This is a genomic window from Streptomyces pallidus (ex Mingjun et al. 2026) (assembly GCF_051550185.1).
GTDB lineage: Bacteria > Actinomycetota > Actinomycetes > Streptomycetales > Streptomycetaceae > Streptomyces.
The window spans coordinates 2382500-2408015 of sequence record NZ_CP196181.1 but is presented as its reverse complement, the minus strand read 5'-3'; the positions used below and the strand labels follow the sequence as shown (position 1 = coordinate 2408015).

Below are 25516 nucleotides of genomic sequence, written 5' to 3'. Positions count from 1 at the left end.
GCCGTTCACCCGTAGATCTACGACTTCGAGAGAGAAGCAACAGACTCATGGCGAACTACACCGCCGCTGACGTCAAGAAGCTCCGCGAGCTCACCGGCGCCGGCATGCTGGACTGCAAGAACGCGCTCGTCGAGGCCGACGGTGACGTCGAGAAGGCCCAGGAAGCCCTGCGCATCAAGGGCCAGAAGGGCGTTGCCAAGCGCGAGGGTCGTTCCGCCGAGAACGGTGCCGTCGTCACCCTGATCGCCGACGACAACACCTCCGGTGTCATCGTCGAGCTGAAGTGCGAGACCGACTTCGTCGCCAAGGGTGAGAAGTTCCTCGCCGTCGCCAACCAGCTGGCCGCGCACGTCGCCGCCACCTCCCCGGCCGACATCGAGGCGCTGCTCGCGTCCGAGATCGAGCCCGGCAAGACCGTCACCGCTTTCGTCGACGAGGCCAACGCCAACCTCGGCGAGAAGATCGTCCTGGACCGCTTCGCGCAGTTCACCGGCGGTTACGTGACCTCCTACATGCACCGCACCATGCCCGACCTGCCGTTCCAGATCGGTGTCCTGGTCGAGCTGGACAAGGAGAACGCCGACGTCGCCCGCGGTGTCGCGCAGCACATCGCCGCGTTCGCCCCGCAGTGGCTGTCCGCCGAGGACGTCCCGGCCGAGAAGGTCGAGTCCGAGCGCCGCATCGCCGAAGAGGTCACCCGCGCGGAGGGCAAGCCCGAGGCTGCCATCGCCAAGATCGTCGAGGGTCGCGTCAACGGCTTCTTCAAGGAGGCCACCCTCCTGGGCCAGCCGTACGCCCTGGACAACAAGAAGTCCGTCCAGAAGGTCCTGGACGAGGCCGGTGTCACCCTGAAGCGCTTCTCGCGCATCAAGGTCGGCATCTGAGTCCGTCCGTACAACGACGGACACCGGACCCCGGTAGGGTCTGAGGCAGTCGTCCGCGTACGCGCGGAACGACCGCAGATCTGACGAGGAGGCCATTGCCGTAGAGGGAACCGCGAGGACCCACCGGCAATGGCCTTCTTCGTATGTGCACGAGGAGATCTCCATGAATCAGGGCGTGGACCCCCACAACGCTTCCGACGACAAGAGCGACCACGGGACGAAGGGCCGCCGATACCTGCTGAAGCTGTCCGGCGAAGCCTTCTCCGGTGGTGGCGGACTGGGCGTCGACCCCGACGTCGTCCATGCCATCGCGCGCGAGATCGGCGCGGTGGTCCGGGACGGCGCGGAGATCGCCGTCGTGATCGGCGGCGGCAACTTCTTCCGTGGCGCCGAACTGCAGCAGCGCGGCATGGACCGCGCCCGGTCCGACTACATGGGCATGCTCGGCACCGTCATGAACTGCCTCGCCCTCCAGGACTTCCTGGAGAAGGAAGGCATCGACTCCCGTGTCCAGACGGCGATCACCATGGGCCAGGTCGCCGAGCCGTACATTCCGCTGCGGGCCGTACGGCACCTGGAGAAGGGCCGCGTCGTGATCTTCGGCGCCGGTATGGGCATGCCGTACTTCTCCACCGACACCACGGCCGCCCAGCGTGCCCTGGAGATCGACGCCGAGGCCCTGCTCATGGGCAAGAACGGCGTCGACGGGGTCTACGACTCCGACCCCAAGAAGAACCCCGACGCGGTGAAGTTCGACGCGCTGGAGTACGGCGAGGTGCTGGCCCGGGACCTCAAGGTCGCCGACGCCACCGCCATCACGCTGTGCCGCGACAACAAGCTGCCGATCCTGGTGTTCGAACTGCTCGCCGAGGGCAATATCGCCCGCGCCGTCAAGGGTGAGAAGATCGGGACGCTCGTCAGCGACCAGGGAACCCGGGCCTGAGCGGTCCGCAGCCGGACCGGGCCCCGCGGGGCCCGGCCCGCACCGCTCGCCTGAACCATCCATTCAAGACATGCAGGAGCACGTGGTGATCGAAGAAATCCTCCTCGAGGCCGAGGAGAAGATGGAGAAGGCCGTCGTCGTCGCCAAGGAGGACTTCGCCGCGATCCGCACGGGCCGTGCGCACCCGGCGATGTTCAACAAGATCATGGCGGACTACTACGGCGCCATCACCCCCATCAACCAGCTCGCGTCCTTCTCGGTGCCCGAGCCCCGCATGGCCGTGGTGACCCCGTTCGACAAGAGCGCCCTGCGCAACATCGAGCAGGCCATCCGCGACTCCGACCTGGGCGTCAACCCGAGCAACGACGGCAACATCATCCGTGTGGTGTTCCCCGAGCTCACCGAGGAGCGCCGCAAGGAGTACATCAAGGTCGCCCGCGGCAAGGCCGAGGACTCCAAGGTCTCCATCCGTTCCGTCCGCCGCAAGGCCAAGGACCAGCTCGACAAGCTCGTCAAGGACAAGGAGACGGGCGAGGACGAGGTGCGCCGCGCCGAGAAGGAGCTCGACGACACCACCGCGAAGTACGTGGCGCAGGTGGACGAGCTGCTCAAGCACAAGGAAGCCGAGCTGCTCGAGGTCTGATGAACGACTCTCCCTGGGCCACGGAGCCGGTTCCGGCGGGTCCCGCATACGATGCGCTGGTGGGACCGCACACTCGGCCCATGCCCATCGTGCCCGATGCCGCCGGCCGTGACTTCGACGACCGGGAAGCACGCGATCGGGGGGCTGCCGCCGGCGGCCCCCCGTTCCGCGCCGAGACGCCGCCGCAGGAGCCCATGCCCAGCCCCCCGCCCCCGCCTTCCCAGGCACCGCAGGACTCCTCGCCCCCGCCGCAGAAGAAGAAGGCCGGGCGAGACCTGCGGGCCGCCATAGGGGTCGGCGTCGGCCTCGGTGCGGTGATCTTCGCTTCGCTCTTCATCGTGAAGGCGGTCTTCGTCGGCGTCATCGTCGTCGCGGTCGTCGTCGGCCTGTGGGAGCTCACCTCCCGGCTCCAGGAGAAGAAGGGCATCAAGGCGCCGCTCGTCCCGCTGGCGATCGGCGGCGCCGCCATGGTCATCGCCGGGTACGTGCGCGGTGCCGAGGGTGCCTGGGTGGCCATGGCCCTGACGGCGCTGGCCGTCCTGGTCTGGCGGATGACCGAACCGCCCGAGGACTACCTCAAGGACGTCACGGCGGGTGTCTTCGCGGCGTTCTACGTGCCGTTCCTGGCGACCTTCGTCGCGATGCTGCTCACGGCGGACGACGGCCCGCAGCGGGTGGTCACCTTCCTGGCGCTGACCGTGGTCAGCGACACCGGTGCCTACGCGGTCGGCTGGCGCTTCGGCAAGACCAAGCTCGCGCCGCGCATCAGCCCCGGCAAGACCCGCGAGGGGCTCTTCGGCGCGGTGGCCTTCTCGATGGGGGCCGGCGCACTGTGCATGGAGTTCCTGATCGAGGGCGGTGCCTGGTGGCAGGGCCTGATCCTCGGTCTCGCGGTCGCGGTCAGCGCCACGCTGGGTGACCTGGGCGAGTCGATGATCAAGCGGGACCTGGGCATCAAGGACATGGGCACCCTGCTCCCGGGCCACGGCGGGATCATGGACCGGCTGGACTCCCTGCTGCCGACCGCTCCCGTGGTCTGGCTGCTGCTGGCCCTGTTCGTCGGCACCGGCTGACCGCCGGGGCGCGACCGCCGGGGCGGACCGCCGCGAACGGACCGTCGGCACCGGCTGGGCCGACCGGGTTATCCTGAAGGGCGCACCATTTCCGTGGTGCGCCCTTTCCCCGTGATCGCGGGGATGCATCCCGTGAGGTCTCCGGGCGCGGACCGCGCCATCGCCATCGGCTCCGCCACGTGCGGAGCCCGTCGGACCTCGTCGCCTGAGGAAGGACCGATCATGGCACCCCGCCCCGCTCCGGGAGAGCTCACCTTCGTCGCGCCCAGGGGGGCGAAGAAGCCGCCCCGGCACCTCGCCGACCTGTCGCCGGCCGAGCGTCGCGAGGCGGTCGCCGCGATCGGCGAGAAGCCGTTCCGGGCGAAGCAGCTCTCGCAGCACTACTTCGCGCGTTACGCCCACGACCCGGCGGAGTGGACCGACATCCCGGCGTCCTCCCGCGAGAAGCTCCGCGAGGAGCTGCTGCCCGACCTGATGAGCGTCGTCCGGCACATCTCCTGCGACGACGACACCACCCGCAAGACCCTGTGGCGCCTGCACGACGGCACCCTCGTCGAGTCCGTGCTGATGCGCTACCCCGACCGGGTCACCATGTGCATCTCCTCGCAGGCCGGCTGCGGCATGAACTGCCCGTTCTGCGCCACCGGCCAGGCGGGCCTGGACCGCAACCTGTCCACCGCGGAGATCGTGCACCAGATCGTCGACGGCATGCGCGCCCTGCGCGACGGCGAGGTCCCCGGCGGCCCCGCCCGGCTGTCGAACATCGTCTTCATGGGCATGGGCGAGCCGCTGGCCAACTACAACCGGGTCGTCGGGGCCATCCGCCGCCTGACCGACCCCGAGCCCGACGGCCTCGGCCTGTCGCAGCGCGGCATCACCGTCTCCACCGTCGGCCTGGTCCCGGCGATGCTGCGGTTCGCCGACGAGGGCTTCAAGTGCCGTCTCGCCGTCTCGCTGCACGCCCCGGACGACGAGCTGCGCGACACCCTCGTGCCGGTGAACACCCGCTGGAAGGTCCGCGAGGTCCTCGACGCGGCCTGGGAGTACGCCGAGAAGTCCGGCCGCCGGGTCTCCATCGAGTACGCCCTGATCCGCGACATCAACGACCAGGCCTGGCGCGGCGACCTCCTGGGCAAGCTCCTCAAGGGCAAGCGCGTCCACGTCAACCTGATCCCGCTGAACCCGACGCCGGGCTCGAAGTGGACCGCCTCGCGCCCCGAGGACGAGCGGGCCTTCGTCGAGGCCATCGCCCGACACGGGGTGCCCGTGACCGTGCGTGACACCCGCGGCCAGGAGATCGACGGTGCGTGCGGCCAGCTGGCCGCTTCGGAGCGGTAACTTCCGCTTCCGTCGGAGCCGTTTCGGCCGCGGGGTACCCTGTGGCCGAACCAATTGCATATTCCGACAGGGGAGCGCCACAGCGCTGAGAGTGCGGCACCGTCAGCCGCAGACCCTCTGAACCTCGCCCCGGTCATTCGGGGTAGGAAGTTCGGTCACCACTCAAGCTGTTGCGCCCTGCCCCGGCGCCCGCTCCGACAGAGCGCCGGGGCAGGGCCGCGTCTTCTCCTGGTCATCCCAGGAGGAATTCACCAGTGAGCACCACCAAGAAGATCGCGGGCGTCGCGCTCGCGGCCGCCCTGGGCGTCACCACGCTCAGCGCCTGCGGCGGCGACGGCGGCAAGGGCGAGGCCGAGGGCACCCCCAGCGGGGCGCCGAAGTCCAAGACGGTCACGCTCGTCTCCCACGACTCCTTCAACGTGACCGAGTCGGTCCTGAAGGAGTTCGAGCAGCAGAGCGGCTACACCGTCAAGGTCCTCAAGTCCGGGGACGCGGGCGCCGCGCTCAACCAGGAGATCCTCACCAAGGGCTCCCCGCGCGGCGACGTGTTCTTCGGCGTCGACAACACGCTCCTCTCGCGCGCCCTCGACAACGGCATCTTCACCCCGTACGAGGCCAAGGGCCTGGCCGGGGTCAAGCCCGAGTACGTCCTCGACAAGCAGCACCGGGTCACCCCGGTCGACTCCGGCGACGTCTGCGTCAACTACGACAAGGCCTACTTCGCCGACAAGGGGATCGCCCCGCCGCAGACCCTGGACGACCTGCTCAAGCCCGAGTACAAGAACCTGCTGGTCACCGAGAACGCGGCCACCTCCTCCCCGGGCCTGGGCTTCCTGCTGGCCACCGTCGGCAAGTACGGCGAGGACGGCTGGAAGGACTACTGGAGCAAGCTCAAGGCCAACGGCGTCGAGGTCGTCGACGGCTGGGAGCAGGCGTACAACGAGCGCTTCTCCGGCTCCGCGGGCGGCAAGAAGGCCAAGGCCGACCGCCCACTGGTGGTCTCCTACGCCTCCAGCCCGCCGGTCGAGGTGCTGTACGGCGAGCCGCAGCCGGCCGAGGCCCCCACGGGTGTGGCCACCGGTACCTGCTTCCGCCAGGTCGAGTTCGCCGGCCTGCTCAAGGGCGCGAAGAACGAGGAGGGCGGCAAGGCGCTGATCGACTTCATGATCGGCAAGAAGTTCCAGGAGGACATGCCGCTCCAGATGTTCGTGAACCCGGTGGTCAAGGACGCCGCGCTGCCGGAGCTGTTCACGAAGCACGGCGTGGTCGTGGAGAAGCCCGAGACCGTGGCTCCCGAGACCATCGCCAAGAACCGTGAGCAGTGGGTCAAGACATGGTCCTCGCTCGTCGTGAAGTAGCCGCGGGCGGGAAAGGGCGCGGTGCGGCCGTCAGGCTGGCCCTGATGGCCGTACCGCTGGCCTTCTTCGCACTGTTCTTCGCCTACCCCGTCACCGCCATCGTCGGCCGCGGCATCAGGACCGACACCGGCTGGCAGTCCGGCCGCATCGGCGAGGTGCTGACCCGGCCCGACATCGCCGGGGTGCTCTGGTTCACCGCCTGGCAGGCGCTCGCCTCCACGGTGCTGACCCTGCTGGTCGCGCTGCCGGCCGCGTACGTCTTCGCCCGGCTGCAGTTCCCCGGCAAGCAGCTGCTGCGGGCCGTGGTCACCGTCCCCTTCGTGCTGCCCACCGTCGTCGTCGGCACCGCCTTCCTGGCGCTGGTCGGGCGGGGCGGGCTGCTGGAGGAGCTGTGGGGGGTCCGGCTGGACACCACCGTGTGGGCGATCCTCCTCGCGCACGTCTTCTTCAACTACGCCGTGGTCGTCCGCACCGTCGGCGGGCTGTGGGCGCAGCTCGACCCCCGCCAGGAGGAGGCCGCCCGGGTGCTGGGCGCCGGGCGGTTCGCCGCGTGGCGGCGGGTGACGCTGCCCGCGCTGGTCCCGGCGGTGGCCGCCGCCGCCCTCATGGTCTTCCTGTTCACCTTCACCTCGTTCGGCGTCGTGCAGATCCTCGGCGGGCCCTCGTACGCCACGCTGGAGGTGGAGGTCTACCGGCAGACCGCGCAGCTGCTGGACCTGTCCACGGCCGCCGTCCTGACGATGGTCCAGTTCGCCGCCGTCGCCCTGATCCTCGCCGTGCACGCCTGGACCGTGCGCCGGCGCGAGACCGCGCTGCGGCTGGTGGACCCGGCGCGGACCGCGCACCGGCCGCACGGGTTCGGGCAGCGCGCCCTGCTGGGCGGGGTGCTGTTGACGGTGGCGCTGCTGATCGTGCTGCCGCTGGGCGTGCTCGTGGAGCGGTCCTTCGACGCCCCGGGCGGGTACGGGCTGGGCTTCTACCGGGCGTTGCAGAGCGCGGGCTCGGGCGGCGGAACGTTTCTGGTGCCGCCGCTGGAGGCCGTCTGGAACTCCCTCCAGTACGCCCTGGCCGCCACCGCCATCGCCCTCCTGGTCGGCGGGCTCGCTGCCGCCGCGCTGACCCGGCGGGCGGGCCCCTTCGTCCGCGGCTTCGACGCCCTGCTGATGCTGCCCCTCGGGGTGTCCGCGGTGACCGTGGGCTTCGGGTTCCTGATCACCCTGGACGAGCCGCCGCTGGACCTGCGGACCTCCTGGATCCTGGTACCGCTGGCGCAGGCGCTGGTCGGCGTGCCCTTCGTCGTACGGACCATGCTGCCGGTGCTGCGGGCCGTGGACACCCGGCTCCGGGAGGCGGCCGCCGTGCTGGGCGCGTCCCCGCTGCGGGCCTGGCGGGAGGTGGACCTGCCGCTGGTGCGGCGGGCCCTGCTGATCGCGGCCGGGTTCGCCTTCGCCGTGTCCCTCGGGGAGTTCGGTGCCACCGTCTTCATCGCGCGGCCCGACCGGCCGACGCTGCCGGTGGCCGTGGCCCGGCTGCTGGGCCGGGCCGGGGAGCTGAACTACGGGCAGGCGATGGCCCTGAGCACGATTCTGATGCTGGTGTGCGCGGCCGCCCTGCTGGTGCTGGAGCGGCTGCGCCCCGACAAGACCTCGGGAGAGTTCTGATGACGTTGCTCGAACTGGCCGGGGTCTCGGTCCGCTTCGGCGAGCGTGCCGTCGTCGACCGGGTGGACCTCCGCGTCGCCGAGCACGAGATCGTGTGCGTCCTCGGGCCGAGCGGCAGCGGCAAGTCCACACTGCTGCGGGTCGTCGCCGGGCTCCAGCCCGTCTCGGCCGGCCGGGTCCTGCTGGGCGGCGCCGACCAGGCGCGGGTGCCCGTGCACCGGCGGGGGGTAGGGCTGATGTTCCAGGACCACCAGCTGTTCCCGCACCGCGACGTCGGCGAGAACGTGGCGTTCGGCCTGCGCATGCAGGACGCCGCGGCCGGTCTGCGCCTGCCGGGTCTGCGGCTGCCGGGTCTGCGCCGCGGATCCCGCGGCCCCGCTCAGGACCGGGTCGCGGAACTGCTCGAACTGGTCGGGCTGCCCGGGGCCGGGCAGCGCCCGGTGTCCTCCCTGTCGGGCGGCGAGCAGCAACGGGTCGCCCTGGCCCGGGCGCTGGCCCCGTCGCCGCGGCTGCTCATGCTGGACGAGCCGCTGGGCCAGCTGGACCGCGGACTGCGCGAGCGCCTCGTGGTGGAGCTGCGCGGGCTGTTCTCCCGGCTGGGCACCACCGTGCTGGCCGTCACCCACGACCAGGGCGAGGCCTTCGCCCTGGCCGACCGGGTCGTGGTGATGGGCGAGGGCCGCATCGCGCAGGCCGGGACCCCGCTGGAGGTGTGGCAGCGACCGGCCTCCGAGTTCGTGGCGCGGTTCCTCGGCTTCGAGAACGTCGTCCCGGCCACGGTGTCGGGCCGCGTCGCCGCGACCGCGTGGGGCGGGGTCCCGGTGCCGGAGGGCTCCCCGGAGGGCGAGCAGCGGGTGCTGGTCCGCCCGGCGGGCGTGGTGCTCGCGGCGGCCGGCCTCGGCTGCGAGGTGCTGTCCCGGACCTTCCGCGGCACGCACGTGGCGCTGCGGCTGCGTCCCGGCGCCGGTCCGGACCTGGAGGCCGAGTGCGGGCTGGCCGCCGCCCCGGCCGTGGGGGACCGGGTCGCGGTGGCGTTCACGCCGAGCGAGGTGGTCGTCCTTCCGGAGGCCTGACCGGGGCTTCGGGAGCCGGGCGGGGCCGGCGCAGCGCGCCGAGGTACACGCCGGCGAGGACGATCGGCGTGCCCAGCAGCAGCGAGGGGGTCAGCGGCTCGCCGTCCAGCCGGGCCGAGGCGAGGATCGCGACGACGGGGGCCATGACGAACGTGTACGCCGCCCGGGCCGCGCCCCAGTGCTGGATCACGAGCAGATAGCACACGAAGGTCAGCACGGAACCCGCCACGACCAGGTACGCCAGTGCCCACCAGGTCGCGGGGCGTTCCGGCGCCGCCCAGTGGTCGCCCGCGGCGGCCGACCCGGCGAACAGGGCGACCGCACCGGTCCCCATGCCCACCGCGTTCATGGCCACCGGGTGCACCGCCGGCAGCCGCTGCACCAGTACCGCGGCCTCGGCCAGCGACAGCACACCCCCGAGTGTGGCGAGCAGGGCCAGGGGCGGCACCGAGCCCTGGAGCGGGGCCCGGGAGACGACCGCGACCCCGGCCCCGGCGCACAGCGTGCCCAGGGCCGCCGTGGCGCGCAGCCGCTCCTGCCGCTGTGCGACGGCGAGCAGCAGGGTGGCCAGCGGGACGAGCGCGAGGAGCGTCTGCACGAGCCCTGCGTGGATGTGCACGAGGGCGTGGTAAAGGAGGGCGAACGTGACGCCGAAGTTGAGCAGCCCGTACAGGGCCGCCCCGGCCAGGGCCCGCCCCCGCGGGCGGGGAATCCGGAGGAGGGCCATCACGCAGGCCAGCACCAGCGCCGCGGCACCGAACCGCAGGGCGGCGCTCCACAGTGGGTCGAGCTCCCGCAGGCAGAACCTGACCCCGACGGCGTTGGCCCCGGCGAGGACGGCGCCGGCCGCGAACGCCGCCGTGGCCACCCGGTCGCGGCGGTGGTCCATCCCCCCACCGTAGGGGACCGCGCGGGACCCCGCCGGGCGTTACGGCGCTAGCGCAGCTGTGCCGGCTCCCGTTCCGGCTCCGGCTCCCGGCCCGGCTCCGGGGCGTCGGCCCCGTCGTGGTTGCCGTACCAGGCCACGGCCACGGCGCCGGCCACCGCGAGGACGAAGCCGAGTACGGCCAGCCAGGCCAGGCCCGGCCGGGACGCGTCGCCGAGCCACAGCACGCCGATCGCCCCGGGCAGCACGGTCTCGCCGACCACCAGCGCGGCGGTCGCCCCGTTCACCGAGCCGATCTGCAGGGCCACGGTGTGCAGGTACATGCCGCCGGCGCCGGCCAGCACGATGGCGTAGAGCGCCGGGTCGCCGAGCAGGGCGGCCGGGTCGAAGGGGTCGATGCCGTTCAGGATGCGTACGCCGACGCCGAGCGCGCCGAAGGCGAGGCCGGACAGCAGGCCCGCGAGGATCGCCGCCCGCCCGCCCAGCAGGCGTACGGCCACGGTGCCGCCCACGATGATCAGCGCGGTCACGGCGAACAGCCACCAGTGGGTGGCCATGGGGGCGTGGTGGCCGCCCTCGTGGCCGGCGGCCGTGGCCAGCAGCACCAGCGCCGTGCACACGACGCCGATGGACATCCACTCCTTGCGGGTGAGCCGCAGGCCCAGCATCCGCACGCTCAGCACCGCCGTGATCACCAGGTTGGCGCTGATGACCGTCTGGGACAGGAAGAGGGGGAGCAGGCGGGCGGCGAGCGCGCCCAGGCCGAAGCCCGCGAAGTCCAGGATGGTGCCGACGATGAATTCCCAGGTCATCGCGGCCTTCGCGGTGGACGACAGATTGGGGCCGCCGTGGGCGGTCACCCCGGCGGCGGCCGGGTTCGCCCGGGCGGCCCGGCGCGATCCGACGGCTTGCAGGACGGATCCCGTGCCGTAGCAGATGGACGCCGCTATCGCGGTCAGCAGGCCTATGAGCACCGGTGGCTCCGTTCACGTGTGACAGGTTGTGCCGTAAGTACCGCTTGTGCGGGTACGACTGCCAGACGTGAGAACGGGCCCGGAAGTTGCCTCCCGGGCCCGGCTTGTTGCGGCAATCAGCGGGTCAGGGCGAGCGAAGTCAGCTGGGCCACGCCCCAGCTGACGGGTACGCACACGGTGAGCAGCGCGCCGGCCCGGACGGTGGCGGCCGTCCGCAGGACGGTGCCGGGGGTGCCGAGGCCGAGCAGGGCGGCGCGGGCGGCGGAGCGGCTCTGGCGGACCTCGACGACTGCGGTGAGCAGGGTCGCGGCCGCGCACAGGGCCACGAGGGCGCAGGCCGGGGCCGTCAGCGGGCCGAGCGGTGCGCCGGGTCCGCCCCCGCCGGGCAGGGCGGCGGTGCTGAGGGCGGCCGCCCCGACCGCGCAGAGCACGCCGAGCGGGCGGCCGATGCGGGGCGCCTCCTCCTGCAGGGCCCGGCCGGCGAGCAGCCGGAGCGCGCCCGGGCGGGCCGCCTGGACCAGGGTGCCGCAGGCGTAGGCCAGTCCGGGGCCGGCGAGGGCGAGCCCGAGGGCGGTGAGGACCCAGCCGGCGGGCAGCACGGCCCCGGTGCGGCCGGCGTAGCCCTCGACGGCGAGTCCGCATGCGGTGAGGGCGACGCCCCAGGGCAGGCCGGCCTGCGGGGAGGGCGGGGTGTGCGCGCGGCGCAGGACGAGGGCGGTGGCGGCCGCGGCGGTCAGCGGGACGAGGGCCAGCAGGGTGAGGGCGGCGGCGACGGGCAGCGGCCGGTCTGCGTGCAGCAGTCGGGCGCCGGCCCCGTCGAGGGGGAGTCCGCCGAGGTCGCCGCGCAGGTGGAGGAAGGCGGCGAGGGCCAGGGCGCTGCCCAGGGTGCAGGAGACGGCGGTGGAGACGGCGGCGACGAGGCAGAGGCGTACGGGGCCCAGCCCGACGGCGTCCATTCCGGCGCGGGGCCGGGTGGCGGGGTCGGTCCGGGCGACGGCGACCGCGAGGTGGACGGTGGCGGCGAGCGGGACCAGCGCCCACAGCAGGCGAGGGAACGATCCGGCGGGCCGGGCGACGGCTTCGGCGAGCACGTACAGCAGGAGGAAGCCGGTCCCGGCGGCGGCCGCCGCGACCAGCAGACGGCGCAGCTGCACGAGTGGCCGGGAGCCGCGGGCTAGGCGGAGAGCGAGCACGCGGCCTGCTCCTCCGGGGTGTCGCCGGCCGGGCCGGCCGGGCCGGCCGGGCCGGACAGGCCGGCGGCCATGGCGGCGGGGCGGCCGTCGAGGAGGGCGAACCGGCGGTCGGCCACGGCTGCGGTGCCCTCGTCGTGGGTGGCCAGCACCACGGTGATCTCGTGTGAGCGGGCGGCGGCGGTCAGGGTGCGCAGGAGCAGGGCGCCCTCTGCGCGGGGCAGCGGCGCGGTGGGCTCGTCGGCGAAGATCACGGCGGGCTCGCTGATCAGGGCCCGGGCCAGGGCGACGCGCTGGGCTTCGGCGCGGTCCAGGGTGCGGGGGCGTCTGCGGGCGGAGCCGCCCATGTCGAGCCGGTCCAGCCAGGCGTGGGCGGCCCGTTTCGCGGTGCGGTGCGCGACGCCGGCGACGAGCAGGGGGAGGGCGGCGTTCTCCCAGGCGGTGAGCTCGGGCAGCAGGTCCGGTTCGGGGCCGATCCAGCCGAACCGGTCGCGGCGCAGCCGCTCGCGGCCGAGGGCACCGAGGGTGTGGACGGGCACGCTGTTGAACCAGACCTCGCCCTCGCGGGGGACGAGCTGACCGTTGAGGCAGCGCAGCAGGGTGGTCTTGCCGCTGCCGCGCGGGCCGGTCACGGCGAGGACCTCGCCCAGGCGGACGCCGACCGAGACCCCGACGATGCCGGGTGAAACGTTGTGGGAGTAGTGGACGGACCGTGCCCAGAGCACATCGTCGTCCGGTGGAGCCACCATGGCGTACACCTCCGTCCGGGGGAACGAAGCGGAGCCGCTTCGGTCACTGGCGCCCGCACTGAGATGTAAGGAGATGGACGTCCCGAAAGCCGACAGCACACGGCCCGGACCCCCTCGTTCCCACTCGAACGGGGTATCCGGGCCATGTGTTCGGCCTATTTACAGCTTGGTCCACGCCTCGGTGAGCACCGAGCGCAGGATCCCCTCGATCTCGTCGAAGGTGCCCTGGTCCGCGATCAGCGGCGGGGCCAGCTGCACGACCGGGTCGCCGCGGTCGTCGGCCCGGCAGTACAGGCCGTTCTCGAAGAGGGCCTTGGAGAGGAAGCCGTAGAGCACGCGCTCGGTCTCCTCGTCCGTGAAGGACTCCTTGGTGACCTTGTCCTTGACGAGCTCGATGCCGTAGAAGTAGCCGTTTCCGCGGACGTCGCCGACGATCGGCAGGTCGTGCAGCTTCTGCAGCGTCTTCAGGAAGGCGGACTCGTTGTCCAGCACGTGCTGGTTGAGGCCCTCCTTGTCGAAGATGTCGAGGTTGGCGAGGGCCACCGCGGAGGACACCGGGTGCCCGCCGAAGGTGTAGCCGTGCAGGAACGTGTTGCTGCCCTTGTAGAAGGGCTCGGCCACGCGGTCCGAGACGATGCAGGCGCCGATCGGGGAGTAGCCCGAGGTCATGCCCTTGGCGCAGGTGATCATGTCCGGTACGTAGTCGAACTTGTCGCAGGCGAACATCGTGCCGAGGCGGCCGAAGGCGCAGATCGTCTCGTCGGAGACGAGGAGCACGTCGTAGGTGTCGCAGATCTCGCGGACGCGCTGGAAGTACCCGGGCGGCGGCGGGAAGCAGCCGCCGGCGTTCTGTACCGGCTCCAGGAAGACGGCGGCGACGGTGTCGGCGCCCTCGAAGAGGATCTGCTGCTCGATCTGGTCGGCGCACCAGCGGCCGAAGGCCTCCGGGTCGTCGCCGTGGATCGGGGCGCGGTAGATGTTGGTGTTCGGCACCTTGTGCGCACCGGGCACCAGCGGCTCGAAGGGGGCCTTCAGGGCCGGCAGGCCGGTGATGGACAGGGCGCCCTGCGGGGTGCCGTGGTAGGCGACCGCACGCGAGATGACCTTGTACTTGGTCGGCTTGCCCTTGAGCTTGTAGTACTGCTTGGCCAGCTTCCAGGCGGTCTCGACGGCCTCGCCGCCGCCGGTGGTGAAGAAGACCTTGTTCAGGTCGCCCGGCGCGTAGCCGGCGAGGCGCTCGGCCAGTTCGACGGCCTTCGGGTGGGCGTAGGACCACACCGGGAAGAACGCGAGCTCCTGCGCCTGCCTGTACGCGACCTCGGCGAGCTCCTTGCGGCCGTGACCGGCGTTGACCACGAACAGTCCGGCGAGACCGTCGAGGTAGCGCTTGCCCTTGTCGTCGTAGATGTAGGTGCCCTCACCGCGGACGATGGTGGGGACGGGGGTGTTCTCGTACGAGGACATGCGGGTGAAGTGCATCCACAGGTGGTCGTACGCGGTCTTGGACAGGTCCTGGGTCACGGTTATCGGGTTCCCCACATGTAGGTCTGCTTCTTCAGCTTCAGGTAGACGAAGCTTTCGGTGGATCGCACGCCGGGGAGCGCGCGGATCTTCTTGTTGATCGTTTCCAGCAGGTGGTCGTCGTCCTCGCAGACGATCTCCACCATCAGGTCGAACGAGCCCGCGGTCATCACCACGTACTCGCACTCGGCCATCTGGGTCAGCGCATCGGCCACCGGGTCGACGTCGCCCTCGACGTTGATGCCGACCATGGCCTGGCGACGCAGGCCCACGGTGAGCGGGTCGGTGACGGCGACGATCTGCATGACGCCCTGGTCGAGCAGTTTCTGCACGCGCTGGCGCACGGCCGCCTCGGACAGGCCCACGGCCTTGCCGATCGCCGCGTACGGCCGACGGCCGTCCTCCTGCAGTTGCTCGATGATCGCGAGCGACACAGCATCGACCGAAGGGGACGGCTGCCTGTTCCTGGAATCTGCGCTTCGACTGACCACGACCTCACTCTGCACGAGGAGTCGTCTGTTCCGCAAGACGGATTCAATGAAATCCGTTGTCTTCGGATGTGGATCTCACTGATTTCGTAGGTGGCCGTGTCTGGCCCTGTCGAAAGCGTCCGCCCAGCAGCTAGGCTTGGGGAAGCGTCTCAATCATTGGACATGTGATCAGGAGTGTGGCTGTAGTGACCACCGAACTGCGTCGTCTGCGCAACTACATCGGCGGGGAGTTCAAGGACGCCGCCGACGGGCGGACCACCGACGTGGTCAACCCCGCCACGGGCGAGGTGTACGCCACGGCGCCGCTCTCCGGCCAGGCCGACGTGGACGCGGCCATGGCCGCCGCCGCTGCCGCCTTCCCGGGCTGGCGCGACACCACCCCCTCCGAGCGGCAGAAGGCCCTGCTCAAGATCGCCGACGCCTTCGAGGCGCGCGCGGACGAGCTGGTCGCCGCCGAGTCCGAGAACACGGGCAAGCCGCTGGGCCTCACGGCCAGCGAGGAGCTGCCCCCGATGGTGGACCAGATCCGCTTCTTCGCCGGTGCGGCCCGACTGCTGGAGGGCCGCTCCGCGGGCGAGTACATGGACGGGATGACCTCGATCATCCGCCGTGAGCCGGTCGGCGTCTGCGCCCAGGTCGCGCCGTGGAACTACCCGATGATGATGGCCGTGTGGAAGTTCGCCCCGGCCATCGCCGCGGGCAACACCGTGGTGCTCAAGCCCTCGGACACCACCCCCGCCTCCACCGTCCTGATGGCGGAGATCATCGACTCGATCCTGCCCAAGGGCGTCTTCAACGTCGTCTGCGGCGACCGCGAGACCGGCAAGGCCATGGTCGAGCACTCCACCCCGGCGATGGCCTCCATCACCGGCTCCGTCCGCGCCGGCATGCAGGTCGCCGAGAGCGCCTCGAAGGACGTCAAGCGCGTCCACCTGGAGCTCGGTGGCAAGGCCCCGGTCGTGGTCTTCGAGGACGCCGACATCGCCAAGGCCGTCGAGGACATCGCCGTCGCCGGCTACTTCAACGCCGGCCAGGACTGCACCGCCGCCACCCGCGTCCTCGTGCACGAGTCCATCCACGACGAGTTCGTGGCCGCACTCGCCAAGGCCGCCGCGGACACCAAGACCGGCCAGCCGGACGACGAGGACGTGCTCTACGGCCCGCTGAACAACCCCAACCAGCTGAGCCAGGTCGCGGGCTTCATCGACCGCCTCCCGGCGCACGCCAAGGTCGAGGCGGGCGGCCACCGGGTCGGCGACAAGGGCTACTTCTACGCCCCGACCGTCGTCTCCGGCCTCAAGCAGGACGACGAGATCGTCCAGAACGAGGTCTTCGGCCCCGTCATCACCGTCCAGTCCTTCACGGACGAGGCGCAGGCCGTGGAGTACGCGAACGGCGTCGAGTTCGCCCTCGCCTCCTCGGTGTGGACCAAGGACCACGGCCGGGCGATGCGCATGTCCAAGAAGCTCGACTTCGGCTGCGTGTGGATCAACACCCACATCCCGCTGGTCGCCGAGATGCCGCACGGCGGCTTCAAGAAGTCCGGCTACGGCAAGGACCTGTCCGCGTACGGCTTCGAGGACTACACCCGCATCAAGCACGTGATGACCTCGCTCGACGGCTGATCGCCCGGAGGCGGCGGGGCGCGGTCCGGCCGGGTGCGCGCAAGGGCCGCCTGAGTTGGATCAAGGGGCGGGCAGTGGACAATGTGTCCATTGCCCGCCCCCGTCACGTCCCCCGAGGCTCCTGTCCATGCCTGAACTCGCCTTCTCCCGCCGCACGGCGCTGCGCGGACTCGGTGCCGCCGGCCTCCTCGCGGCCCTCGCCGGCTGCGGCGTGCCGTCCGCGTACGTCCCCGAGGACCGGCGGGGAGGTCCGGACCGCTCGGGGCGGGACCGGAGCCTCACCTTCTCCAACTGGCCGCTGTACATCGACACCGACGAGGAGGACGAGGAGCGCCGCCCCACCCTGGAGGCCTTCACGCGGAAGACCGGCATCGAGGTCTCCTACAGCGAGGAGATCAACGACAACGACGAGTTTTTCGGCAAGCTCAGCCCCGCCCTGATGAACCACCAGGACACCGGCCGCGACCTGGTGGTGATCACCGACTGGATGGCCACCCGGTACGTCGAGCTGGGCTGGGTCCAGAAGATGGACCGCGCCGCGCAGCCGAACGTGGCCGCGCACCTCGACCCGCAGCTGCGCTCGCCCGGCTTCGACGAGGGGCGCCTGCACACCGTCCCCTGGCAGTCGGGGATCACCGGCATCGCCTACAACCGCAAGGCCCTCGGTCGGGAGGTCAGGTCCGTCAAGGACCTGTGGCACCCGGACCTGGCGGGCCGGGTCACCCTCTTTTCCGGCCTCGACGAGTCCTTCGCCCTGCTGATGCAGGGCAATGGCGTGGACGTCACCCGGTGGACCGAGGCCGACTTCCACCGGATGTGCGACCAGGTCGAGGAGCTCGTGCGCAAGAAGCACATCCGCCGCTTCACCGGCAACGACTACACCTCCGACCTCGCCAAGGGCGACGTGCTGGCCTGCCAGGCCTACTCGGGCGACGCCATCCAGCTCAAGGCCGACAACCCCGACATCGAGTTCGTGGTCCCCGAGGAGGGCGGCGAGCTGTGGTCGGAGAGCATGCTCATACCCAACCTGGCCCGGCACAAGGCCAATGCCGAGGCCCTCGTGGACTACTACTACGACCCGGAGGTGGCCGCCGAGCTCGCCGCCTTCGTCAACTACGTCTGCCCCGTGCCGGCCGCCCGCGAGGTGCTGGCCGCCTCACAGGACAAGGAGACGGCGGAGCTGGCCGAGAACCCGCTGATGTTCCCCGACGAGGGCATGCGGCGGCGCCTGGCCGTGGCCCGTGCCGTCACCACCGCCGAGCGCCGCTCCTTCGCCCGCCGCTGGAACGCCATCGCCGGGCTGTGATCATCACCACGGAAGTGAACACGTTCAGGAAATCTGCTGAACGTGTTCAACTCCGGGCGTAGGGTGCTGCCATGAGCGAGAGAAACGCCCTCCAGCGGCGTATCCGTGCCTGGCTGATCCTGTTCATCGTGTGCCTCGTCCTCAGCGGGCTCACGGCCTTCCCCCTGGTCACCGAACTGCGCTGGGCCAACTCCCTGGTGTCCCACGCCTGGCTGAGCCGGGTCGGGGAGGGCCTGGACCAGGCCGACGCGCAGTACCCGTTCCTCCTCTACGGCACCGACTGGCTCGCCTTCGCCCACCTGGTGATCGCCGTCTTCTTCTACGGCGTCCTGCGCGACCCCGTGCGCAACATCTGGATCATCGACGCCGGCATGATCGCCTGCGCCGGCATCATCCCCCTGGCCCTGGTCTGCGGGCCCGTCCGGGGCATCCCCTTCGGCTGGAGCCTCATCGACATCTCCTTCGGGGTCTTCGGGGTGATCCCGCTGCTCGTGCTCCGCCGCCTCGTCAAACGCCTGGAGGCGCTGCCCGCCACCGCCTGACGGGCCTCAGCGGCCGAACCGGGCGCGGACGGCGGTCAGGGCGTCGATCCGGTTGGTGGTGATCCCGTCCACCCCGGCCGCGAGCAGCCCGCGCATCGAGCGGCGGGTGTCGGCGGTCCACGCGGAGACCTTCAGGCCGTCCCGGTGCAGCGCGTCCACCAGCTCCCGGCCGACCAGCCCGAAGCGGTAGTTGAGCCAGGCCGGCGCCACCGCGTCGATCAGCACCCGGCGCGGCGGGGCCAGCGTCGTCCAGGTCAGCGCGATCTCCGCGTCCGGATCCGCGGCGCGGACGGCCAGCATGGTGTCCGGGCCCGCGCTGTAGTACGTGCGCTCGCGCGCCCCGCACGCGCGGACCACCCCGACCACCGTCCGCACCGCCTCGGCGGTCGCACCCGGCAGGTCGACCATCACCCGGCCCGTGCCCGAGGCCGCCAGGGCCTCGTGCAGGGTCGGCACCCCGCCCGCCGTCATCTCCCGCAGCTGGGCGGCCGTGACCGCGTCCAGCCGCACGTCGTTCCGCCACAGCCGCCACAGCGTGTCGTCGTGCAGGAGCACCGGCACCCCGTCACGGGTCAGCCGTACGTCGATCTCGACCGCATCCGCCCCGCGCGCGAACGCGGAGCGGACGGAGGGCACGGTGTTCTCGGGGAACCGGTAGGGGTCGCCGCGGTGGGCGACCGCCGTCAGGGCGCGCATGGCGTTCATTCTCCGGTGGCGTCAGCGCGCGAGCCAGGACTCGGTGTAGGCGTCGATCTCCGCGGTGATCCGCTCCTTGCCGGCCGGGTCCAGGAAGGAGGCCTCGACCGCGTTCTTCGCCAGCTGCGCGGTCCCGCGCTCGTCGAGGTCGAGGAGCCGGGCGGCGACCGCGTACTCGGTGTTGAGATCGGTGCCGAACATCGGCGGGTCGTCGCTGTTGATGGTGACGAGCACGCCCGCCTCGACCATCTCCCTGACCGGGTGCCGGTCCAGGTCGGCCACGGCGCGGGTGGCGATGTTCGACGTCGGGCAGACCTCCAGCGCGATGCGGTGCTCGGCCAGGTAGGCCAGCAGCTCCGGGTCCCGGACGGCGCTGGTGCCGTGGCCGATGCGCTCGGCGCCGAGCTCGCGGATGGCGTCCCAGACCGTCTCGGGCCCGGTGGTCTCGCCGGCGTGCGGCACGCTGCGCAGGCCCGCGGCCCGGGCGGCGTCGAAGTACGGCTTGAACTGCGGTCGCGGGACGCCGATCTCGGGGCCGCCGAGGCCGAAGGAGACCAGGCCCTCCGGGCGCAGGTCCACGGCGAGGCGGGCGGTCTCTGCCGCGGCCTCCAGGCCGGCCTCGCCGGGGATGTCGAAGCACCAGCGCAGGATGACGCCGAGTTCGGCCTCGGCGGCCTTGCGGGCGTCCTCGATGGCCGCCATGAACGCGTGCTCGTCGATGCCGCGGCGGGTCGAGGAGTACGGGGTGATGGTCAGCTCCGCGTAGCGGATGTTCTGCCGTGCCATGTCCCGGGCGACCTCGAAGGTGAGGGTCCGCACGTCGTCGGGGGTGCGCACCAGGTCCACGACGGAGAGGTACACGTCGATGAAGTGGGCGAAGTCGGTGAAGGTGAAGTAGTCGGCGAGCGCCTCCGGGTCGGTGGGGACCTTGGAGTCGGGGTGCCGGGAGGCGAGTTCGGCCACGATGCGCGGGGAGGCCGAGCCGATGTGGTGGACGTGGAGCTCGGCCTTGGGGAGCCCCGCGATGAAGGCGGTCGGATCGGGCACGGTAGGGCCTCCGGGATGATCGTGTGCGGACGGATCGGGCTTCATCGTAGGCAGCCCCCGGGCTGTCGGACGCAGCGCATAGCATGGCCGTACGAGAAGGGGGCGACGCATGACCGACCAGAGTCCCGAGCCCGGGGACCCGTGGGCGCCGCCGGAGCGGTCGCCGGGGGAGTACGGCGGGCCGCAGGGGCGACCGGTGGTGCCCGGGCCGCCGTCCGTGCACGACCAGATCACGATCGCCGGGATGCCGGGGGCGGGGGCCCAGGTACCGCCCGCGCCGATACCCACCGCGTACCCCGGGCCCGCGCCGGCCCCGGCGCCCGCCCCGCCCGGACCCGCCGCCCCGCCCCCGGCCTACGCCTACCCGGCCCCCGGCGGCTACGCACACCCCGGTCCGCCGAACGCCCCGTCCGGGTACGGCTACCCCGGCCATCCCGGCTACCCGGGCTACGCCCCGTACGCCCCCTACGGCGGGCAGCCGCGCAACGGGTTCGGCGTCACCGCGCTCGTCCTCGGCATCCTCTCGGTCGTCGGGTGCATCACCAGCCTGCTGGCGATCGGCATCGGCATCGGGGCGGTCGTCTTCGGTGCGCTCGGGCGCGGCAAGGCCCGCCGGGGCGAGGCCACCAACGGCGGCGTGGCCCTGGCGGGCATCATCACGGGCGCGATAGGCATCGCGCTGGGCGCGGCGGTCCTCGCGCTGGGGATCGTCGGGATCCTCGAACGCGACGCCGGGGGCGGCGGTTTCGACAGCCCCTACTCCAACTCGCGGATGCGCGAGAAGGTCTGACGCCCCGTCACCACGCGTGGTGGGCGTGCGGCCGGCCTCAGCCGACCGACGGCCAGTCGGCGTCCCGACCGGCCCCGATCAGCGGCACCCTGCGGACGGCCGCGTCGGTGAGCCCGCCGAAGGTGTGCCGGTTCGCGGCCCCGGAGGGCGCGTGCCCCACCCGAAACCGCACCGGGTCCGCGTGCTCGGCGCGCAGGGCCAGCGCCGTGCCGAACAGGGCCGCGGCGTCGGCCCGGTTGAGCTGCGAGCGCTCGGACAGCGGCGACCACATCGACCCGGACCGGTCGACGGGGACGAGGGGCGCCCCGGCAGCGCGGGCACGGACGCCAGCGAGTGCCCGAGGCCCTGCTGGAGCGGTTCCGCCCAGCGCAGCGAGGGCGCCGCTGGTGGGCGACCAGGTAGCCGAACGGGAACTGCCGCGACCGGGCGACCGCTTCCGGGTCGCAGAATCCGCGCGGCGACCTGCCCCGCCAACTCGTCCGAGACCCCGGCCCCGTCGACGTTGCGCAGGCCGCGCAGCAGCGCGTCGGCCGCTTCCGGGTGGTGGCGGGTCGAGGGCGTGGCGGAACAGCTCGCCCTGCCGCGGCTTGGCCGGTCCGGCGCGGCGTGCACGAGGTTCAGCACGTCGCCGAAGCGGAAGCCCTCGGACGCGGTGTCGTACTTCAGCAGCGAGGTGCCGGAAGGAGAGACGGCGCACGGCGCCCGCGTCCAGCCGTGCCTTGACCTCATCGGCGGCGGCGCCGACGAGCGAGGCGGTGCGCAGGTCGCCCTCGCCGCGCAGCCGGCCCGGCAGGCCGGCGGTCCCTGCGGGTCCTCGACGGCGAGGATGCGGACCAGGGCCGCGAAGCGGTCGTCGCGCTCCTGGGCGTCCTCGTGGGCGGTGCGCTGCGTCACGAAGTCGGCGACGGCGAGCAGGAACAGCTCGGAGCGCGGGCGGCTGAAGCGGGCCATGAGACCTCCCCCGAATTCCGTGCACGGGGGGAGGGCGTGACGTGCGGGACGCCCGAGGTCGAAAGGTCGGCGGCGGGCTGCATGCCATGCCGTCGCCTGCGCACCGGCCGTCCCGCACGCACCTCCGAGACCAAGGCGGGGGCGGCCCGCCTCCCACGCCGCCTACGCCTCCTGTGCCTCCGCGCGCAGCCGCTCCCGGGCCTCCATCAGCGCGAAGCCGAGCAGGTTCAGCCCGCGCCAGCGCGCCGGGTCGAGCGCCCGCGCGTCGTCGGCGGCCAGGCCGATGCCCCAGACGCGGTCCATCGGGCTCGCCTCGACCAGCACCCGGTCCCCGGTGGTCAGCAGGTACGAGCGCAGCTGCGGCGTGGAGCGGAACTTGTGCACGCTGCCCTCCACCACCAGGGCGAACCGCTCCCGCTCCCACACCTCGTCGTCGAAGCCGCGCACCAGCCGCCCGGCCTTCTTCGCCTCGGCCGGGGTCCCGGCCGCGAGGGCGGCGCGCTCCCCGTCGGTGTCCCCGAAGAGGCGCGCCTTCCCGGCCATCATCCAGTGCTCGGCGGTCTCGTAGCGGACGCCGTCCACGGTGAAGGGAGAGGGCCACCACTGGCTCAGACAGCTCGGCCCGAGCGTCCCGTCGGGCCGCGGCCGGTGTCCCCAGAAGGGCAGGAACTTCACCCGGTCACCGCGGCTGACCTGCTCGATCAACTTGTCGATCTTCTCCATGCACGGGAGTCTGGCAGTCGCCACGGACACTTCGTACGGGAATTGCCGGCTGCCTCGACACATGGTCGACCGATTCCGTCGCGTAATCAAAAGGCAACAACGGAATCCCTTGGCTGCGGGTAACACCTCTGCCAGGATCGGCACTCAATTCGAGCTGAAGCCACGAGGGCGTGAGAGCGTGATGGGTAGCTTCCAGGTCAAGGACCGCTTCGCGGACGGCGCGCAGTACATCGACGGCCGTCTGCGGACCGGTACCTCCGGACGGTCGCACACCGTGGTCGACCCCGCCACCGGTGAGGAGGTGCTCACCTACGAGCTGGCCTCCACCGCCGACGTGGACGAGGCCGTGGCCGCCGCCCGGCGCGCCTTCCCCGCCTGGTCCACGGCCACCCCCGCGGAGCGCTCGGACGCCCTGCACCGGCTGGCGGCCGTCCTGGCCGCGCAGGCGGAGGACCTCGCGTACGCCGAGTCGCTCCAGTGCGGCAAGCCGATCAAGCTGGCCACCGAGTTCGACGTACCGGGGACGATCGACAACACCGCCTTCTTCGCGGGCGCCGCCCGCCACCTCCAGGGGCAGGCGGCCGCCGAGTACTCGGGGGACCACACCTCGTACGTACGCAGGGAGGCGATCGGGGTCGTCGGCTCCATCGCCCCCTGGAACTACCCGCTCCAGATGGCCGCCTGGAAGATCCTCCCGGCCGTCGCCGCGGGCAACACCATCGTCCTGAAGCCGGCCGAGCTGACCCCGCTGACCTCCCTGATGTTCGCGCAGGCCGCCACGGAGGCGGGCATCCCCGACGGTGTGATCAACATCGTCACCGGCGCCGGCCGGGACGCCGGCGAGCACCTGGTCGGCCACCCGGACGTCGCCATGACCTCCTTCACCGGATCCACCGCAGTCGGCAAGCGCGTCGCCGAGATCGCCACCGCCACCGTCAAGCGGCTCCACCTGGAGCTCGGCGGCAAGGCCCCCTTCCTCGTCTTCGACGACGCCGACCCGGAGGCCGCCGCCCACGGCGCCGTCGCCGCCTCCCTGATCAACACCGGTCAGGACTGCACGGCCGCCACCCGCGCGTACGTCCAGCGCCCCCTGTACGAGGCCTTCACCGCCCGCGTCGCCGAGCTGATGGAGGGCGTCCGCCTCGGCGACCCCCTCGACCCGGCGACCGACCTCGGGCCGCTCGTCTCCCACGCCCAGCGCGACCGCGTCGCCGGCTTCGTCGAGCGCGCCCGCGGCTACGCCACCGTCGCCACCGGCGGCGGCGTCCCCGGCGGCGCCCTCGCCGACGGCGCGTACTACCGGCCCACTCTGATCACCGGCGCGCCGCAGGACAGCGAGATCGTCCAGTCGGAGGTCTTCGGGCCGGTCCTCGTCGTGCTGCCCTTCGACACCGACGACGAGGGCATCGCGCTGGCCAACGACACCCCGTACGGACTCGCCGCATCCGCCTGGAGCCGCGACGTCTACCGGACGGGCCGCGCCACCCGCGAGCTCAGGGCGGGCTGCGTGTGGATCAACGACCACATTCCGATCATCAGTGAGATGCCCCATGGGGGATACGGGGCGAGCGGCTTCGGAAAGGACATGAGCTCGTACTCCTTCGAGGAGTACACGCAGGTCAAGCACGTGATGTACGACAACACGGCGGTCGCCGCGAAGGACTGGCACCGCACGATCTTCGGGGACCGATAGCAGCAGCCGGCCGTCCGACCAGCGGCCCACCCATCCCGAAAGGGCACAGCCCATGGAGCAGTTCGAGCCCGAACGCCTCTCCGCGGCGCAGGTCGCCGCGATGCGGCGGAGCCTCACCGGCGGCCGCGGCGCCCTCACCCGCCGCTCGCTGCTGCGCGCCTCAGGCGCCGGCGCGCTCACCCTCGGCGGCCTGGCCTCCCTGAGCGCCTGCGGCATCCCGCCGGCCAGGCGCGACGGGGCGACGGCGGCCTCCGACGACCACTCGGACACGGAGAAGGTGATCAACTTCTCCAACTGGACCGAGTACATGGACGTCAGCGACGACGAGAAGACCCATCCGACGCTGGTGGAGTTCACCAAGCGGACCGGCATCCAGGTCAACTACACCGAGGACATCAACGACAACGTCGAGTTCTTCGGCAAGATCCGCCCGCAGTTGGCGGCCGGCCAGGACACGGGCCGCGACCTGATCGTCGTCACCGACTGGCTCGCGGCCCGCATCATCCGCCTGGGCTGGGCGCAGAAGCTGGACCCCTCCCACCTGCCGCACGCCTTCGCCAACCTGATCCCGCAGTACCGCAGCCCCGACTGGGACCCCGGCCGCGCCCACAGCTACCCGTGGACCGGCATCAACACCGTGATCGCCTACAACACCAAGGCGACCGGCGGGAAGAAGGTCGACTCCGTCACGCAGATGCTGGACGACCCCACCCTCAAGGGCCGGGTCGGCTTCCTCACCGAGATGCGCGACACCGTCGGCATGACCCTCCTCGACCAGGGCAAGGACCCGGCGACCTTCACCACGCCGGACTACGACGCGGCCATCGCCCGGCTCCAGAAGGGCGTGGACTCCAAGCAGATCCGCCGCTTCACCGGCAACGACTACACCGCCGACCTGGACAAGGGCGACCTCGCGGCCTGCCTGGCCTGGGCCGGTGACATCATCCAGCTGCAGGCCGGCAACCCGGACATCCAGTACGCGGTCCCCACCGTCGGCTACATCACCTCCAGCGACAACCTCCTCGTCCCGGCCCACGCCCGCCACAAGGCCAACGCGGAGAAGCTCATCGACTTCTACTACGAGCCCCCGATCGCCGCCCAGCTCGCGGCCTTCATCAGCTACGTGTGCCCGGTCGCCGGCGTCAAGGAAGACCTTGCGAAAATCGATCCTGCGCTCGCGGACAACCCCTTGATCATTCCGGACGAGGAGATGACCGCCAGGGCCCATGCCTTCCGCATGCTCACCAGCGAGGAAGAGACCGAGTACGAGGAGAAGTTCGCCAAGCTCATCGGAGCCTGACGAGCGCCCGCACCGGCACCGCCCCCCGCAACTCTTCCGAAGAACACCACCACCGAAGG

Annotated in this window: 23 protein-coding genes and 1 pseudogene; 14 read left to right on the top strand and 10 right to left on the bottom strand. The window is 71.8% G+C overall.

Features of this window, described 5'->3' with window-relative positions:
- The first annotated feature begins 47 nt into the window (after positions 1–47).
- From tsf to ACSHWO_RS10110, 8 genes are all read left to right on the top strand, one after another.
- A complete protein-coding gene (gene tsf, locus ACSHWO_RS10145; RefSeq protein ID WP_438311296.1) occupies positions 48–884 on the top strand; it encodes a translation elongation factor Ts in 837 nt (278 codons plus the stop codon).
- A 163-nt stretch (positions 885–1047) separates the two neighbouring features.
- A complete protein-coding gene (gene pyrH / locus ACSHWO_RS10140; protein WP_438311294.1) occupies positions 1048–1827 on the top strand; it encodes a UMP kinase in 780 nt (259 codons plus the stop codon).
- A gap of 85 nt (positions 1828–1912) precedes the next feature.
- A complete protein-coding gene (gene frr / locus ACSHWO_RS10135) occupies positions 1913–2470 on the top strand; it encodes a ribosome recycling factor (protein ID WP_360628482.1) in 558 nt (185 codons plus the stop codon).
- Entirely contained in the window at positions 2470–3543 is a 1074-nt protein-coding gene (locus ACSHWO_RS10130) for a phosphatidate cytidylyltransferase (protein WP_385843167.1), read from the top strand. Before frr ends, ACSHWO_RS10130 begins: the two co-directional genes overlap by 1 nt.
- Before the next feature lie 222 nt (positions 3544–3765).
- A complete protein-coding gene (gene rlmN, locus ACSHWO_RS10125) occupies positions 3766–4881 on the top strand; it encodes a 23S rRNA (adenine(2503)-C(2))-methyltransferase RlmN (protein ID WP_361095295.1) in 1116 nt (371 codons plus the stop codon).
- A 254-nt stretch (positions 4882–5135) separates the two neighbouring features.
- Positions 5136–6239, top strand: a complete 1104-nt coding sequence (locus ACSHWO_RS10120; protein ID WP_438311290.1) for a thiamine ABC transporter substrate-binding protein — start codon at positions 5136–5138, stop codon at positions 6237–6239.
- Positions 6215–7900, top strand: a complete 1686-nt coding sequence (locus ACSHWO_RS10115) for an ABC transporter permease (protein ID WP_438311288.1) — start codon at positions 6215–6217, stop codon at positions 7898–7900. Before ACSHWO_RS10120 ends, ACSHWO_RS10115 begins: the two co-directional genes overlap by 25 nt.
- Positions 7900–8973, top strand: a complete 1074-nt coding sequence (locus tag ACSHWO_RS10110; RefSeq protein ID WP_404242045.1) for an ABC transporter ATP-binding protein — start codon at positions 7900–7902, stop codon at positions 8971–8973. The genes ACSHWO_RS10115 and ACSHWO_RS10110 overlap by 1 nt, the downstream gene beginning before the upstream one ends.
- On the opposite strand, the gene ACSHWO_RS10105 is transcribed toward ACSHWO_RS10110, so the two are convergent.
- From ACSHWO_RS10105 to ACSHWO_RS10080, 6 genes are all read right to left on the bottom strand, one after another.
- Complete coding sequence (locus ACSHWO_RS10105; RefSeq protein WP_438311284.1) at positions 8936–9862, bottom strand: DMT family transporter; 927 nt, start codon at positions 9860–9862, stop codon at positions 8936–8938. The genes ACSHWO_RS10110 and ACSHWO_RS10105 overlap by 38 nt on opposite strands.
- A 47-nt stretch (positions 9863–9909) precedes the next feature.
- Positions 9910–10833, bottom strand: coding sequence for a hypothetical protein (locus ACSHWO_RS10100; protein ID WP_438311282.1), 924 nt, complete (start codon positions 10831–10833; stop codon positions 9910–9912).
- 116 nt (positions 10834–10949) lie between these two features.
- The gene (locus ACSHWO_RS10095; protein ID WP_438311279.1) at positions 10950–12026 is read right to left on the bottom strand and encodes a hypothetical protein; all 1077 of its coding nucleotides are present in this window, start codon (positions 12024–12026) and stop codon (positions 10950–10952) included.
- Positions 12008–12772 (bottom strand): ABC transporter ATP-binding protein, encoded by a 765-nt coding sequence (locus ACSHWO_RS10090; RefSeq protein ID WP_438311276.1) that lies wholly within the window; start codon positions 12770–12772, stop codon positions 12008–12010. The genes ACSHWO_RS10095 and ACSHWO_RS10090 overlap by 19 nt, the downstream gene beginning before the upstream one ends.
- A 159-nt stretch (positions 12773–12931) precedes the next feature.
- Positions 12932–14293: an aspartate aminotransferase family protein gene (locus ACSHWO_RS10085; protein WP_385843126.1), complete on the bottom strand. Its 1362-nt coding sequence runs from the start codon at positions 14291–14293 to the stop codon at positions 12932–12934.
- 2 nt (positions 14294–14295) lie between these two features.
- Positions 14296–14799 (bottom strand): Lrp/AsnC family transcriptional regulator, encoded by a 504-nt coding sequence (locus ACSHWO_RS10080; RefSeq protein ID WP_125543691.1) that lies wholly within the window; start codon positions 14797–14799, stop codon positions 14296–14298.
- A 170-nt stretch (positions 14800–14969) separates the two neighbouring features.
- On the opposite strand from ACSHWO_RS10080, the gene ACSHWO_RS10075 reads away from it, so the two are divergent.
- From ACSHWO_RS10075 to ACSHWO_RS10065, 3 genes are all read left to right on the top strand, one after another.
- Positions 14970–16409: a gamma-aminobutyraldehyde dehydrogenase gene (locus ACSHWO_RS10075; protein WP_385843118.1), complete on the top strand. Its 1440-nt coding sequence runs from the start codon at positions 14970–14972 to the stop codon at positions 16407–16409.
- A gap of 127 nt (positions 16410–16536) precedes the next feature.
- A complete protein-coding gene (locus ACSHWO_RS10070) occupies positions 16537–17715 on the top strand; it encodes a polyamine ABC transporter substrate-binding protein (RefSeq protein ID WP_438311272.1) in 1179 nt (392 codons plus the stop codon).
- A 71-nt stretch (positions 17716–17786) separates the two neighbouring features.
- Positions 17787–18257 carry a hypothetical protein gene (locus tag ACSHWO_RS10065; protein WP_385843107.1) on the top strand — a complete coding sequence of 157 codons (471 nt, stop codon included), beginning with the start codon at positions 17787–17789 and terminating at the stop codon, positions 18255–18257.
- A gap of 6 nt (positions 18258–18263) precedes the next feature.
- Here the strand turns inward: ACSHWO_RS10065 and ACSHWO_RS10060 are convergent, their stop codons facing one another.
- Both ACSHWO_RS10060 and ACSHWO_RS10055 read right to left on the bottom strand, forming a co-directional pair.
- Positions 18264–18953 (bottom strand): glycerophosphodiester phosphodiesterase, encoded by a 690-nt coding sequence (locus ACSHWO_RS10060; protein WP_404242037.1) that lies wholly within the window; start codon positions 18951–18953, stop codon positions 18264–18266.
- Between the two features lie 21 nt (positions 18954–18974).
- The gene (locus ACSHWO_RS10055; protein WP_438311269.1) at positions 18975–20045 is read right to left on the bottom strand and encodes an adenosine deaminase; all 1071 of its coding nucleotides are present in this window, start codon (positions 20043–20045) and stop codon (positions 18975–18977) included.
- A gap of 64 nt (positions 20046–20109) precedes the next feature.
- On the opposite strand from ACSHWO_RS10055, the gene ACSHWO_RS10050 reads away from it, so the two are divergent.
- The gene (locus tag ACSHWO_RS10050) at positions 20110–20790 is read left to right on the top strand and encodes a DUF4190 domain-containing protein (protein WP_438311267.1); all 681 of its coding nucleotides are present in this window, start codon (positions 20110–20112) and stop codon (positions 20788–20790) included.
- 37 nt (positions 20791–20827) lie between these two features.
- Here the strand turns inward: ACSHWO_RS10050 and ACSHWO_RS10045 are convergent.
- Both ACSHWO_RS10045 and ACSHWO_RS10040 read right to left on the bottom strand, forming a co-directional pair.
- A pseudogene (locus tag ACSHWO_RS10045) lies at positions 20828–21741 on the bottom strand (TROVE domain-containing protein).
- Between the two features lie 162 nt (positions 21742–21903).
- Entirely contained in the window at positions 21904–22464 is a 561-nt protein-coding gene (locus ACSHWO_RS10040; RefSeq protein WP_438311265.1) for an NADAR family protein, read from the bottom strand.
- 181 nt (positions 22465–22645) lie between these two features.
- Here ACSHWO_RS10040 and ACSHWO_RS10035 point away from each other — a divergent pair, with 181 nt between their 5' ends.
- Positions 22646–24157: a gamma-aminobutyraldehyde dehydrogenase gene (locus ACSHWO_RS10035; protein ID WP_438311263.1), complete on the top strand. Its 1512-nt coding sequence runs from the start codon at positions 22646–22648 to the stop codon at positions 24155–24157.
- A gap of 52 nt (positions 24158–24209) precedes the next feature.
- Positions 24210–25457, top strand: a complete 1248-nt coding sequence (locus tag ACSHWO_RS10030; RefSeq protein ID WP_361095349.1) for a polyamine ABC transporter substrate-binding protein — start codon at positions 24210–24212, stop codon at positions 25455–25457.
- The last annotated feature ends 59 nt before the right edge of the window (positions 25458–25516 follow it).